Origin of the sequence: Virgibacillus subterraneus, assembly GCF_900110695.1 — a bacterium.
Classification (GTDB): domain Bacteria; phylum Bacillota; class Bacilli; order Bacillales; family Amphibacillaceae; genus Lentibacillus; species Lentibacillus subterraneus.
On sequence record NZ_FOEH01000003.1, the window covers coordinates 364490 to 379205 of the forward strand.

The 14716-nt window shown below is 34.4% G+C and carries 15 protein-coding genes; 12 read left to right on the forward strand and 3 right to left on the reverse strand.

From position 1 onward, the window contains the following. The first annotated feature begins 31 nt into the window (after positions 1-31). Genes BMY13_RS11430 through BMY13_RS11440 form a run of 3 tightly spaced genes read left to right on the forward strand, consistent with a single transcriptional unit; the run spans position 32 to position 1669 of the window. Positions 32-244, forward strand: a complete 213-nt coding sequence (locus BMY13_RS11430; protein ID WP_092504702.1) for a helix-turn-helix domain-containing protein — start codon at positions 32-34, stop codon at positions 242-244. Positions 245-250: 6 nt separating this feature from the next. Next, complete coding sequence (locus tag BMY13_RS11435) at positions 251-1096, forward strand: PDDEXK family nuclease (RefSeq protein ID WP_092504704.1); 846 nt, start codon at positions 251-253, stop codon at positions 1094-1096. Next, a complete protein-coding gene (locus tag BMY13_RS11440) occupies positions 1097-1669 on the forward strand; it encodes a hypothetical protein (protein ID WP_092504706.1) in 573 nt (190 codons plus the stop codon). It begins immediately after the preceding gene. Between the two features lie 65 nt (positions 1670-1734). On the opposite strand, the gene BMY13_RS11445 is transcribed toward BMY13_RS11440, so the two are convergent. The 3 genes from BMY13_RS11445 to BMY13_RS11455 all read right to left on the reverse strand — a co-directional run bounded on the left by BMY13_RS11445 (position 1735) and on the right by BMY13_RS11455 (position 3229). After that, the gene (locus BMY13_RS11445; RefSeq protein WP_092504708.1) at positions 1735-2238 is read right to left on the reverse strand and encodes a hypothetical protein; all 504 of its coding nucleotides are present in this window, start codon (positions 2236-2238) and stop codon (positions 1735-1737) included. 285 nt (positions 2239-2523) lie between these two features. Next, positions 2524-2982, reverse strand: coding sequence for a competence protein ComK (locus BMY13_RS11450; RefSeq protein ID WP_281243699.1), 459 nt, complete (start codon positions 2980-2982; stop codon positions 2524-2526). Continuing rightward, positions 2975-3229 (reverse strand): helix-turn-helix domain-containing protein, encoded by a 255-nt coding sequence (locus tag BMY13_RS11455; protein WP_092504710.1) that lies wholly within the window; start codon positions 3227-3229, stop codon positions 2975-2977. The genes BMY13_RS11450 and BMY13_RS11455 overlap by 8 nt, the downstream gene beginning before the upstream one ends. 330 nt (positions 3230-3559) lie before the next feature. Here BMY13_RS11455 and BMY13_RS11460 point away from each other — a divergent pair, with 330 nt between their 5' ends. The 9 genes from BMY13_RS11460 (at position 3560) to BMY13_RS11495 (ending at position 14328) form a co-directional block, all read left to right on the forward strand. Further along, the gene (locus tag BMY13_RS11460; RefSeq protein WP_092504712.1) at positions 3560-4114 is read left to right on the forward strand and encodes a sigma-70 family RNA polymerase sigma factor; all 555 of its coding nucleotides are present in this window, start codon (positions 3560-3562) and stop codon (positions 4112-4114) included. Between the two features lie 57 nt (positions 4115-4171). Next, complete coding sequence (locus BMY13_RS11465) at positions 4172-5134, forward strand: DnaD domain-containing protein (RefSeq protein ID WP_175476781.1); 963 nt, start codon at positions 4172-4174, stop codon at positions 5132-5134. 815 nt (positions 5135-5949) lie between these two features. Beyond that, positions 5950-6183 carry a hypothetical protein gene (locus BMY13_RS11470; protein ID WP_092504716.1) on the forward strand — a complete coding sequence of 78 codons (234 nt, stop codon included), beginning with the start codon at positions 5950-5952 and terminating at the stop codon, positions 6181-6183. 100 nt (positions 6184-6283) lie between these two features. After that, positions 6284-6496 carry a hypothetical protein gene (locus tag BMY13_RS19505; RefSeq protein ID WP_175476782.1) on the forward strand — a complete coding sequence of 71 codons (213 nt, stop codon included), beginning with the start codon at positions 6284-6286 and terminating at the stop codon, positions 6494-6496. Continuing rightward, complete coding sequence (locus BMY13_RS11475) at positions 6438-6902, forward strand: DUF4352 domain-containing protein (protein ID WP_175476783.1); 465 nt, start codon at positions 6438-6440, stop codon at positions 6900-6902. The genes BMY13_RS19505 and BMY13_RS11475 overlap by 59 nt, the downstream gene beginning before the upstream one ends. 139 nt (positions 6903-7041) lie before the next feature. Next, positions 7042-7857 carry a nuclease-related domain-containing protein gene (locus BMY13_RS11480; protein WP_092504720.1) on the forward strand — a complete coding sequence of 272 codons (816 nt, stop codon included), beginning with the start codon at positions 7042-7044 and terminating at the stop codon, positions 7855-7857. A 267-nt stretch (positions 7858-8124) separates the two neighbouring features. Beyond that, positions 8125-9816 (forward strand): DUF262 domain-containing protein, encoded by a 1692-nt coding sequence (locus tag BMY13_RS11485; RefSeq protein WP_092504722.1) that lies wholly within the window; start codon positions 8125-8127, stop codon positions 9814-9816. A gap of 723 nt (positions 9817-10539) precedes the next feature. Further along, entirely contained in the window at positions 10540-13356 is a 2817-nt protein-coding gene (locus BMY13_RS11490) for a DUF4116 domain-containing protein (protein WP_092504724.1), read from the forward strand. 522 nt (positions 13357-13878) lie between these two features. Next, a complete protein-coding gene (locus tag BMY13_RS11495) occupies positions 13879-14328 on the forward strand; it encodes a GNAT family N-acetyltransferase (protein ID WP_092504727.1) in 450 nt (149 codons plus the stop codon). Positions 14329-14716: the final 388 nt, after the last annotated feature.

Below are 14716 nucleotides of genomic sequence, written 5' to 3' on the forward strand. Positions count from 1 at the left end.
GGAATCCACCATTTACTGGAGAGATGAGACTGTGAATTACAGAAAATTGTTAGGTGAAAATATAAAAAAATACAGAAAAATCAGGAGGATCTCACAAGAACAATTAGCTGAAAGAAGCAAATTACATAGAACGTATATTGGTGCAACTGAAAGAGGAGAAAGAAATATATCTATAGATAATATTGAGAAAATATGTAAAGCATTGGACGTTAATTTAAAAGATTTAATTAATGATAGGAGATGAGATAAAATGAAAGATTGGGAAAAGTTTGAAGTTGAATCAACGGAATATTTAAATGAACAATTTAAACATATTCCTGTTTCATTTGTGCAAGAAGGTGGATACAATTCTTATTCCAGTGATATAGGGGTGAAAAATAAAGGCGGAAAAACATTATTTTCTGTTGAAGCAAAGTACTCCCCATGTCAAAGTGGACAATTTGTAGTTAAGGAGGAGCAAAGTACATATAAATTAACCCAAGACAGTATGAGTGAAAATAGTAAGTACACAAGAGAGATAATTGATCAGTTAAATGATAACTTTGCTTCTTATTCACCCAAAGGGCAAAATGCAATCGATATTGAATCAAAAAACGAAAACCTAGCTAATTGGATAAAAGAACACTATAAAGACAAAGAAAGTTACTTTGTTATTTCTTCAACTAAGCTTCAAGATTTTAAGGCAATAGTTCCAATTGATGATATTGATAAATATTTTGATGTCTCAGCTTGTATAAGAAGAAAAAGAAGCGGGACTAGTCATATATCACAAAAGAGAAAAGAGGAGAGTGTAAGGCAGCTGAAGGAGCATTATGAACATTTTAATTTGAATGTTATAAATGTTACTGAAGAAAAAAAAGGAACCGAAAGAAGAACATTAATTGAGTTTGATGAGAAGGTAACTTTTGATAGAAGCGATCTTTACTTCGGCGATGATTTTTTTCTTTCTCCAAAACCCAATACTGATGTCTATTATGTTAAAACGAGAGCAAAAACAAATAACTTAAATGTGATTTTTAGCCTTCAATACAAAGGTGCTGAAAATAACTTCGGTAAAGAAAATTTAGAGAAATTTATTAACAGGGAAATCGGTTAAATGACTTTTGAAAAACCATTAATTACTTATCAATCACATGTAAAACCTTATGGTGAACATTTCAGACTTGTTGTAATAGATGATAAGACACTTTATGAAATTGATCAGTTTGCAAAAAGCATAGTTAAAGTTAAAAAGAATGAAAGCCATCACAAATATGACAATAATTCACATTATAAACGGTATTTTACGGGAACATTGGGTGAAGTTGCTTTGGAAAAGTATTTAAATGTTTCTGGTATTGTTAATTGGTCTATCGGTGATTCAAAAAAATACCATGAACCAGATTTAAAGAATATTGGAGTTAACGCTGGAATAAAGACAGTAGATTATGGACTATTTCCTATAATTTTTAAAAAAAGTTATTCCAATGAAATAATTATGATTAGATGGAAAAAGCGGTATGTATATATATGTGGATTGGCGTCAAAGGAAGTCTTATATAAATATCAATCAGATGATTTAATAAAGGATCCAAAACTAAAAGCTAGAGGAACGAAAACAGGCTTCTATGGATTTGAACAATTGCAAGGCTTTACCAATTTAGATGAACTAAGAAGAATAGGGACATAATAAGTACTAACAAGCAATAGTCTAAAGACTATTGCTTAATTTATAACAAATATTATCAGGTCTCCTTATTCACTATTACTCATACTAATCTTTAACTGCTTTTTAAAACTATCTGACAGTACTTCTTGCTTTAATGCTTCATCTAATAGCTTTAACAAATCTTCCTCAGTGACTTCAAGTGGTCTGAGAATAAGTTTTTCTTCTCCGCTTGGTATATGTTCTTTACCATTATAATATGACTTTTTGGTTGTGTAATGTCCAAATCTTATTTTACTATCTTCTTTAAACCGTAACTTTTCAATAGTATTTAATTTATTATTATCACCGATACTGACTTTTTTTACCGATATAGGTAGGGTATTTTTTATTTTTTTCTCTAATTCTATTACTTCTTTATCAAAGCTAATTAACCCAAATTCCATAAGTAATTTGGAAACTGCTAGGTTAATAAGCGAATTCTTCCTTGTGTTTGTTTGGTTCATTAATTCATTAAGAGCATCATAAAGGATGTCGGTCATATATGCACTATATCGTACTGTTTCGTTGGAATCAGATTGATTCTTAGACAATTAAAATCAAACCCTTCAAATTTATATTGATGTTATTATATAATTATATGTTATAGTTGTATAATTTACAACATTCAGATGTATGGAACCTCTAGGAATGCTCAGCTATTCGATAGTAGAGCAACATTAATATCATAATAATTAAGTATAGGATTTCGGCTAAATCCCCCATAATATAACCATTGGATTTGACTATACACTTCTGTCATGCCCGATAGCCACCGAATTTCCACAGACACATACCAGTACGTTGATATTGTTTTTTCAATATATAATGAGATACATTTATCCGAAGCTGTACAAGGTTTTTAAAATTGATAAATGATTGTTGATAAAAGAAGGGTGATGCCTTATATCTTGGATGTGACTGTAGAAGATCCAATTGCATTCAAATTCAGTTGGGCTGTGGGTTGGAAAGGTGAAGAGGTTTTTACTTGGATTAATTGGAATTGGGACTTTTCGTTTAATCCCCATATGATACATGACGGCAGCTCGTCTTCCTTCATACGTCGAACAGTTTTCTAAACAAGATAATTGGATAAGCTGCCATGGTGTTTTTTTAACGAATAACTGTTGATTACGTTCGATTACTATCGTACTATAGTCAGCATGGGCTACAGGTAGCAACGCCATGGTATCCTGATTGATTTGATAGCTGAGTAAAACTTTATTCACTATTAAAGTTGGCTCCGTACTTGAGGATGGAAAAGTAGGTGAATTAGGGGGGAATAGCGTTTTACTCATGGGATTTATATTCTTTCATTTCTAATTTAATTAAGGCGATTAAGGGATCTATTCTAAAGTTGAGTGCTTCAGACAACTTAACCATTATGACAAAAGATGGTGATTGTAAACCTTGCTCAATTCTTCCTACATATTTATCACTGAGGTCTGTCTTCTCAGCTATTCCCTCTTGAGTAAATCCTTGTTCTATTCTTTTCCATTTTAAATGCTTTCCTAATAGTTGATGAAACAGTTCCTTCTCTTCCAATGGGTATCTTCCTTTTTAAATCAATTATCTAGCTCCCATGAAAGAGGCGCCACAACCTATAAGTAACAATTTGTAAATAATTGTAAAAAAATATATATTATTTTTTAGTGAAAAGGAGTATGCCATTAATTAGCCGGCATTCTCCTTTTAAAATTTACCCCTAACTTCCAGGAGATATAATCAAAATGATATTTACTGACAAGGTCTTTCGATTTTCGACCCACTTTTACCATGGAAAATCAAATTTTATGTCGAAATTTGAAAGTTACGCAGGATGAAAGTTTATCAATCTTCTTCTATGATAAGGAAAATAGTTAAGGAGGAGAAAAAATGAAGAAAGAAGAAAAGCTGACGTTTGACGAAGTTTTCGAGCAAAATGAAAGAAGGATCCACTACCATATGTTGAAGCTGGGAATTAAAGATCCACATCGGGAATTTTACGTAGAGGGGATATACGCAATGTGGATGGCTTACAAGAAATATAACCCAAACAAAGGCCCACTTGGAACCTACTTCAACTACATCATTCGCAACCGCCTCATCGACATGCTCCGCCAGAAAACAAGGGAAGACCACAACCAAAGCAAGATAACCCATAAAGAAATTTGTGAAGTTGATAATGGTAACAGCTGCGGAGAAGCAAAAACTCCAGTGATTGATACGTCGGGCGTTACACTACCGGACTGTGAGTTTTGGCATAGCGTGAAAGAGATGCTAACAGAAAACCAGTGGAAATGGGTGAAATTCTACATTATAGAAGGTATACCATTACAGGAAATCGCCCAGCAGGAAGGTGTCTCTGAGGATGCTGTGAAAAGCTGGGGAAGGCAGACTAGGAGAAAATTAAAGGGTGAAAAAGAAGTTTTAGTAAGGCTCTATAAATAACGGGATTATCAGATTGACCCCAAGCATTTCCCTCTTAAAATGAGGGAGATTTGCTCGGTGAACCTACATAAAGAAAAGGATGGTACCATGAATTACATAAAAGAGATTAACGCATTTTATGATCACATTGAACGAAATCCATTATCCGCATCCGCTGTAACGTTATGGCATGCACTGATACATATTAACAACAAGGCTATGTGGGCAGAGTCATTCACCGTAGCAGCACCGGTTCTACGATTAAAATCGGGACTCACGGATAGTTCGTTCAAACGAGCAAGGACTGAACTAAAAGAAAAGGGCTATATCAATTATCAATCACGGGGTAAAAATCAAGCACCTGTGTATCAGATGGTTAGTCTGACATTGGGTATGGACATTGGGATGAACATGAGTGTGGATCTGGAATCTGACCCTGGAGTGGACGGGTATTTGAGCCATCATACAGACCAGGATGCGAACCAACCTATGAACCAGGTCGTGGACCACCATACGGACCATGGAAAGGACCCATTAATTAAACAAAAGAAAGACAAAAAGAAACGAAACAATACAAAACGAAATGATACTGCTGCAACTACAGACGTTTTTGTGTTTTACCAAGAAAATTTTGGGGTAATCAACCCGTTTGTATCCGATGCATTACAAAATTGGCTGAATGATATGGGCGAGGATCTTGTATTGGATGCCATGAAACGAGCATTAGTAAGGGGCAAAGGGAATTGGTGTTATGTACAGGGAATTCTGCAAGCCTGGGTGAAGAAAGGTATCACTAGTGTGGAGGCAGCAAAAGCTGAACAAGTGGAGTTTCGGCGTAATCAGCAGCGACAGCAGCGTTCTTATGTCGCCGGGACAGAGGAAGTGGTCCCAGGCTGGTTTAAAGAGCAAAAGCGGAAGGAGAAATTAAAGCGAGAGCAGGAAAAGTTGGAGCGAAAATCACGTAATACAGCAGCTGAACGAGAAGAAGTGGAGAGGTTGTTGGCAGCTTATAGGGAGAGGGGAGGAACTCGTGTGGGATAGGTTATCATATATTAAGAATTGCTTTCCAACAAAATGGTATTTTTAAATAATTCCTTCTACGATATGGAAAATCCACTTTGCTTCTTCTTCTTCGTTGTTAATTTAAATGTCTGCAGCCCAATTATCCTCACTCCATTTCTTTTCGTTAACTATGTAGTTTACAGACTCATTCATATTTCGCTGATATTTTGAATCTTAAAATTTCAAGGATGTTTTAGCTATAACTCTATTTTTAGGAATGAGTGAAAAGCTGTTTCACAACATAAATAACAGTGAGTCATACATTATCATATTGGTTAATCGATAATCTGCGACATGTTGACTAGCCTACTTAAAAAGCTAAGTTCCTCACAAAAATATCTTATTCTCAAAATAGTATCAGGTAGTAATGTTCTTAAAACCACTCCAAGAAACGGATACTATCATTCTCATTATATAAGTGTAAATTAGAGTAATTATTCCATTATAGTTATTTACAATATATAGTAATTACAATTTGTTAGTGGTATCATTAATAGTGAATTAAGGAGTAATGTAATTGGAAGTATCTTCACTTCCACCTCTTCAGATTCAGCTTAGATATAATACTAAGAGAGACTTCAACTACTAGACTAATTTTTTTTGGCCAATGATTGATTACAAATAATGTACATAATGTTAATGCACCTGTAAGAAGTTGTTTTTTATCTGAAAATAACTAGGGGTAGTGGCTCAATGGAAAGTTATTAAGAATATGATACCAATAAGGATTTTAAGTTTTTTGAACTTAAAAGAAGGATATTCTTTGTAAAATAAAATTTAGTAAGGAGTTTTTTATGGCACTAATAACTAATATAAAAAGAATAGAAAAAGAAAAAAATACTGTTCATAAACAAGTCGACACAACTTACTCTAGTTTCCTTGAAAAAAATGGTGAATTATATTTTCAAATTGACACTTATGGATCTAATGATAGGCAAATGCGTGGAAAGATAAGTCAGTCTGTCCAACTGGATAAGAATGCTGCGAAGGAATTAATTAAATTACTGAAGAGTGAATTCAAAATCTAAACGTATCTAATTGTCTCCTTAACTTAGTCTCAGGTTATTCATTTATTTGTACACCCTGACTGATACCATGAAAATCATACTAAGTAAGGGGGCAATTAAAATGAAGAAATTATTTATAGGATGTTTAACTGCTATTGGGGCAGTTGTTGTTTTAGGTATTATTATAGCTCTAGTTTCAGGTGGTGATGATACACCGGATACTGCATCGGGAAACAGCGATGATACGAAGCAGGAAGAGACTTCTTCTGACAATAATGGGCAGGAAAAAGATAAAAAAGAAGGAAGGAAAGGTCAAGAAGGCAGGCGTTGGTGAAACAGCTACCGTTTCAAATGTAGGCTTTACAGTTGATAATGTAAAAACAACCGGCGAAATTGACAGTGGAAATGAATTTGTTGAAAATGCTACAACAAGTGGCGAATTTGTCATTTTGGATGTGACGGTTAAAAATGACCAAAAGGAACCACTGACAATTGATTCCAGTTATTTTAAAATCAAGTCAGCTGACGGAACAACATATGAGCCTATTACGGATGGTCAGGTTATGATGGCTATGAGCGATAGTAGGGGAGACTTTTTCCTGACACAAATAAATCCAGGGTTAAGCAAATCAGGTAAAGTTGTCTTTGAAGTATCGAAGGATCTGAAATTAAAGGATTCAGTTCTGCACAGTCAGACAGGATTCTTTGGCACAGAAAGCATAGAAATTAGTCTGAAGTAAAAGTTGGATACGGCTATTCCTGTTGGGAGGCTGTGTTGAGTGGGATAAACCTAAGTGTGGGTTTATCCCTTTTTATATAGGAACAATTAACAACAATCTTCCACAACCCGATAATAAGAGTAAACAACTATTAAGGGGAATGATTCGTTTGCTTGGTCTGTTTAGGAAAAAGGAGAAACCACAATCAAAACCAAAGAAAGAACAAACTAGTAATAAGAAAAACAATGAAGTGGTAGCAGGAAGAAAAGGGGAGATTGGCGAGTATAAGATTGATATTCAGCTGTCACAGCTCCCAAAGGAATACATGTATCTTAATGATATTATGATCAAAAATTCAAAGTCGGCATCCGGCTATTCACAGATTGACCATCTTGTACTAACGCCATATGGCATTTTTGTTATTGAGACAAAGAATTATCAGGGTACAATATACGGTGGTAGAAATCGAAAACAGTGGCTTATCAATGGAAAGTTTAAAATGATAAACCCGATCATACAGAACTATGGCCATATTCAGGCACTTAAAACGCTTGTTGATAAGAAATTTCATTCTAATTTTATTTCGCTGGTATCATTCACAAAACGCTGTAAGCTTAAAATCGACATGGACTTAAGAGAAATCACAGCTGATGAGATGGTCATATACGATATTTATTTTACTGAAACGATCAATAGAAAAGTATCGATTGCTAAATTGAAGGATAAAGAGCCTTTGTTATCAGAGGCAGATATTCAGCAAATATACAATACCTTATCTGATGTAAACATATCAGATCCAACGTTAAGAGAACAGCATAATAAAAGTTTGAAAGAGAAGACCAGCACGTCTAAATCAGCTGCTGCTAAATGCGTTGTCTGCAGTAAACCTGTTTCACAAAAGGTTAGGGATTACTGTATGGCAAATAAAAAATTCGAGGGGAAAGTTTATTGCTATGAACATCAAAGAAGTCGGTAATATATACAGAATAGTGCCTGTCACTCTGAATACTTCCGAGTGACAGGCTCTTCTACTTGCCACTTAATGACAGACTGTTTACCACTTCTTCCGGATGACTAAGGGTTATATTTAGAACCGTTAGTTTTTGGAAACTTGTTATGCACATTTGATGGTTTTCAATAAGATCAGGTTTCCGCCTTTTAGAATGGATATTTATGTTAAAATATTATTATGAATAAATTGAGTTTGTAAAAAGATGTACTTAAAGTAAATAGGGGTGCGATAATGAGTAGATTAATAGATAACAACATATCAATTTATGAGGCTTTACAAAAGATCAAAGAAGGAAAGTATGTAATGCCTGCGTTTCAAAGGCAATTTGTCTGGGGTATGGAGCAAATTGAAAAACTATGGGATTCCATTTTATTGGATTACCCTATTGCTACATTTCTACTTTGGCACGTTGATGATTCCAATGTGTCATGGGATACTTATTTTTGCAGTTTTTTATCAGAGGTTACATTTAATAGCAGAAAACAGGCTGACTCTGTTAATTATGAGTTGACGGGCATAAATGTTAAAGAAACCGATACTGCGGTATTGGATGGACAGCAAAGGCTAACATCACTGTTTTTATCATTGTTTGGACAGGCATATATACGTCCGAATTACGCCAGAAGGAAGTCCGGAGATAAGATTGTAACTAAACTTCTGGTAGAACTGAACAATAATAAGATATCTGTCGATGAGGAAGAGTATAACAGCAAGAAATTTGATATTAAATTTAGTGAAAAAGTTGGAAGACTGAGTCCAACTCAGTTTGAACTGAAAAACATCCTTAATCAGAAATTCCGGGATGACACTACAAGAGAGAATGCAATTGAAGAAGCCATCGTTAATGTTCCAGCAGATAGCAAGGAATACGCACGAAATATTTTGCAAAAGTTGTATAATAAGATTTTTGTAGAAAAGCTGGTTAGATATACTGAAATTACAGACATGAAACAAGATGATGCTCTTGAGATGTTTGTAAGGTTTAATAGTGGTGGTAAAGCACTGCGCAAATCCGAAATAACAATGTCAATTCTTGAGGCATACTGGCCAAGTGCAAAAACGGAGTTTGGAAAAATTTTCGTTGATTCATATGCGGGCTTTGAAACGGATTTTATTATCCGTTCGGCTTTGATGCTATATGGTGATGTTGTGAAATCGAATATTAACAAAAAGATTGCAGAGGATTTGAAAAATGATTGGAGTGGTTTCAAGAGAGCACTTATAAATTTGGAAAGCCTGCTGAAAGAAATGAAAATAGATGTAAGCCGTTTTTCAAGAAGCTGGAATGTACTGTTACCGATTATCTATTACGTTTATTTTAATCCTGATTACGGCAAAAACATCAACGGTGTTCGTGCTTATTTACTTAGAGCGATATTCTTTACTTATTTTCAATCCGGCACTACAGGTAAGTTGCAACAGATGAAGAGTAACATCAACAGTTTTGATTATGAAATTACAATCGAAATGCTCGACCAGATGAATGATTTGAGAGTCACAGAAGGTAAAATTGAAGATGTACTGAACTCGGAAAAAGGTAGTAGAGTTGGCGGCGAGGTTCTTTATTATTTAAATCTTAACTGGACAAATAAGAACTTTAAATATGAACAAGACCATCTTCACCCGGATAACAGGTTTAACGAAAGTAAGCCAGTATCTGTTCCGATAGAAGATTGGAAAAGATGGCGTGGAATGCGTAATAGACTACCTAACCTACATTTGCTTGAAGGCAGAAGTAATGGTAGCAAAAATGATATCCGACTCGTTGATTATTACAACGATATGAATGATGATCAAAAGACAGATTTTTGTAACCAAGCTATGATTCCACAAGATGTTTCACTTGAGATAGAAGACTTTGAAAAGTTTTATGAGGCAAGAAAAGCAATACTTACGGAAAGGATCCGAGAGTTGTTAGGTTGATACTTTTTCTTCAAGTGAGTTGAGAAATGAACATAGATGGCGAATTAGTGCTATTTTCATATTAATTGTTATTCCACAATCAGGCACTATTATATATAGAAAGGCTAATTGCTAAGTGAAATATTGGTAACCCAGCCCCTATCCCTTCTAGATTAATTAATTTTGTAAATCCACAATTCCTTGTCGTTACCATTGTTAAATACAGTGGAAACGAGTGGTAATTATCGCGACAATTACTGGTAAAAAATATGGCAGAAGTGGTCCATTTTAATGCTGTATTCTTTTAATGGATTCATATGTATATTTTATAGATGGAGAAACGGGGGCAGCGCCCTTGCTTGGTAAAATTGAAAAAAAGTGCCTGTCGCCTGAAACGATCCAAACCGTTCCAGGCGACAGGCATGCGGATGTCATTATCGGTATTAGGGCAAAAGACAGACCGAACATGCGAATGGCATAGATAGTTGTCAAATAGGCGAATGACGTTTCAAGTGATAAATGTGTAAACAAAAATGTCGTTACAGTTACAAGATTAACGCAAGCCACTTTATTGTGGGCTGTACTAAAGCTAATAAACAGGGGGAAGAAATATATAAGGATTTTTTGAAGTTAGCAAAAAAATGAGAAAAAATGGTGTTGTGTATTTAGGCAATTGTGTTTTCAGTGGAGGTGGATAGCATCGATAAACCATTTGAGATTATTAGCATAAGTGATCGAGATATAATGTCAGCCATTCAAGAAAATGGTTGGTACATTGACAAGGTAGAAAAAACGCCTGAAAGATGCTTAGAAGCTGTTAAGCAAGATGGTCGTACATTAAGATTGATTCCTAAAAATTTACATTCTTTAGCTTTGTGTCTTGAGGCTATTAAACAAAATGCAATAGCTATAAAATATGTGTCAAAAAAAATAATGACGGATGATATTTGCATAGAAGCTGTTAGAAATAAGGGAACAATAATAGCCAATTCCACGTATATTCCTGATAAGTTCCGAACAAAAAAGCTTTATCTTGAGGCAATAAAGCAAAACGGCAAAGTCCTTGAATATGTTCCAGATAAGTATAAGTCGGATAATTTTTGCAAAATAGCTATTGTGCAAAATGGTTTGGCACTCCAATTTGTTCCGAAGAATATTCTGTCAAAAGAACTATTCATGTTAGCAGTTGAGCAAAACGGATTGGCCTTGGAATATGTGCCATATAAAAACAGAAGCAAAGAATTATGTAATGCTGCTTTTAATAATAATGTATTGGCATTAGAGCATGTACCGAACAGATATAAAAAGACGGAGTTGTGTAATGCAGCAGTAAACTCAAGTTGGAAAGCTTTTCTTTATGTGCCTGAGAGTATGTACACTTTAAATAATTGCCTTGAATTATTTGAAAGGATATTAAGGGAATGTGACGATCTTTCTGTGATGTCGTATAGTGACCGCTCTTGTGTTAGAGAGATAGCAAACCGCTTGCCAGATAGTATAAACAACGATATTCAAATTATCAGAGTGGAAAGACAATTACAGGTAAGGGAATTTAAGAGAAAATACTTTGATAGAGAAACACATAGTTTTATTACGATAGAAAAAATATGGTATAGAGAAGAGGATGAAGTAAGAGAATTTGATTTATTTGTTGACTTTTATAAGCATGTAGATGGGGATTTGAAAAATGCTAATCTGCATGATTATGATTTTAAAGAGGTCAGTCTCGCCGAATTTAATATTGAAGGTGCCTATATTAGCAGCGCTGTATTAATCGAACAACACTTATATGACGATTCTTTTTATGCTGAAAACATCAAAGATTATGAATGCAACACAGAGCTTATGATTTCTGCAGAAAATGAGGTAGTAGAAGCTATCTCTGTTCTTCATGATATTGGTTTGGATTCAAATGACTCACTAAATGACACTTCTCACAAGATTTACTATATTAGCGATATCCACCTAAATCATAAGCTTCTAAAAGCATTCCCAACAAATGCAACTGAATTGGAAGTTAAAATGTATATCAGACAGCTAGTAAAAAAAATGATTGATACTGCTACAGAACATTCTTATGACGACTACTTATTAATAGCTGGAGATATATCTTTTAACTTTGAGATATCAACATTGTTTTATACAGAATTAGTCAAATATATGGAATCGAAGCGTTGGAATCCTCGTCAAAAAGTAGTAGTACTTGGGAATCACGAATTATGGGATTTCAATCGACACGGGGGCGCACATTCTAATTTGCTTACATTGGATGAAATTATCCAGCAATACCGGGATATGTTTTCAAGTCTAGGAATATGCTTTTTACATAATGATTTGCTGCTTTCAAACGGAGAGATTATTTCAGAAAAGCAATTGGAATCCATTGATCAGGACGAGTTAAAGCAAATCTGCTTGAAAAGTGCTTTTGTAATACTGGGTGGATTAGGGTTTACCGGATTAAATTCACAATTTAACGCCACGCAAGGAATTTATCGGCAAACCATTATGTCTTTAGATGAGGACATTAAACAGACAAACCAATTTAAATTCATTTACAATAAAGTTAAAAGTGTTTTATGCAACGATAAAGTTATTATTTTAACTCATACGCCGAAAGAAAACTGGTCGAATGAAGATTACAATCGTAACTGGATATATGTGAATGGACATACTCATCGAAATGATTACTGTTGTGACGAGGAAAAAACTTTTTACTCTGATAATCAAATTGGCTATTTTTCTACAAGCATAGGTTTAAAGCATTTTAAATTATCAAGAGTTTATGATATTTTTAAGTATTATCCTGACGGAATTTATTCTATTTCGAGAGAGCAATATTTGGACTTTAACCGAGGCGTTGAGATTAAAGTGATTTTTAATAGAACAGGAACTATACATATGCTTAAAAACAATAATGTATATTGTTTTATACTTGAAGACCAGAATAAAGGAAAAATATATTTGTTAAATGGTGGGAGGATTCATAACTTAGAACATAACGACATCAATTATTACTTTGAGAGAATGGCGTATTATTCAGATGCCATCAGAGGGTTATTTAGCGATTACAATAAAGCACTAAAATCCATATCTGATAGTATTAAAAAAATTGGTGGTATTGGGACAATCCACGGATGTATTGTTGATATAGATTTCTTTAATCACATTTATGTGAATCCGGAAGACGGAACCGTAACCCCATATTTTGCTTTGTCGATTGTTGATAAGTATATCTATCCACATGTCGAAGAGCTTTTGTTAGCTCAAAGAAAAGATTTATATGATAATTATATGAAACTATTAGACGGAGATAGCGAGGGAGTCAAGCTGTTGAAAGGTGAAATACATGCAGGAAGCATTGAAATATCAAGATTTATTCCGGATACTTATATGTATAGACCATCAAGGATAATGAAGTCATTACAGTACCTGACAGAAGTAAATGTTATAAGGATATGGAATGATCGTATTATGGAATTTCAAAGCAAAAATAATGCAAATGATTTGTGTGATAATAACGACACTTTGTTGCTATCCGCTAAACGAAACAGACGCAATTAACGCCGCTTTTCAGCGGCGTTTCTACGTGATTATGTAGTTGTTTAATGATCTTTTAGATTAAGAAAATTCCGGTTTTGCATAACTAGAGGTTTATAGCGTTATTATTATCTGACATTTCTAATCGTGCAGTACAAGTAGCAAATAAAAATGAAATGACGACATAATGCGATTTTTTACTAACGGGTTAGTTAGTTGAGCAAGAGCTATTATTTACGAATGATCTTTTGCTTCCGGTACAACCATACTGATAATAAATTAAACATCTAGAGACGATCACATTTTGGGTGGTCGTCTTTCTTATTAGGCTAAATACTGTGCAATAGATATTTAATATAATAGGAGGCAATTATTTGTCGATTGTAGATTCTCAACAATGGCAATTTCATTGAACAAGGAAATGATTAATAGTAGCATATCAAGTTGGTTTTACAGGATAAAAATATATTGTTACGAGAACACACGTTTGCTAAAATAAAGTAAACGACAGAGGAGGAGTTTAATGAGCAATTTAGTGCTTCGAATGTGATTGAGGATGACCTTCCTATTTTTTTTAAGCATCAGCAGGATAGTGAGGCAAACCAAATGGCCGCCTTTACAAGTAAGGACCCTAATGATTGGAATAGCTTCGCTGAACACTGGAACAAAATACTTACGAATAAGAATATTATTAAGCAAACGATCATTGTTGAGAACACCGTCGTTGGCCATGTAGTACACTTCGAGCAGTTTGGAGAACCAGAAGTAACCTATTGGATTGGAAAGGAATACTGGGGTAAGGGAATCGCAACCAAAGCCTTACGGGAATTTCTGAAACAAGTTACAATTCGTCCACTTTATGCTCGTGCTGCAAAAGACAATATTGGATCCATAAAGGTTTTAAAAAGATGTGGGTTCATGATTTCGGGTGAAGACAGTGGGTATGCAAACGCGCGTGGTAAGGATATTGAAGAGTTTATTCTCACCCTCAACTAAAGAAATTCAAACTATAGTGTTTATTTCTTTATAGAGCGCGCTTGTCGAACAGGGCGAACCTTGGAACACCCATCTAAAGCTAAAAATGAGCCAAGATTTGAAAGTAGGCTGTCTCAGGTGCAAAAATTGCAAATTGTGAAGTGAGGTACTTAAAGTAACATTATTTCCTTGAATAAGGGAACCGTATTTTCGTTTAACTTTAGAGCAGTTAATATAAGAGTATTTGAATCAAGCTTTACTAAGGCATACTTTCTTCGGTATGTCTTTTTTATGCTCCGGTTAAGGTAGTAAAACTTATAAATCATTCAAACTTTTGCTCACTCCTAGAAAATAATGTGTTAATTTTGCGAAAACTATTGACCTGATAGGTAAATTAAATTATAATAAT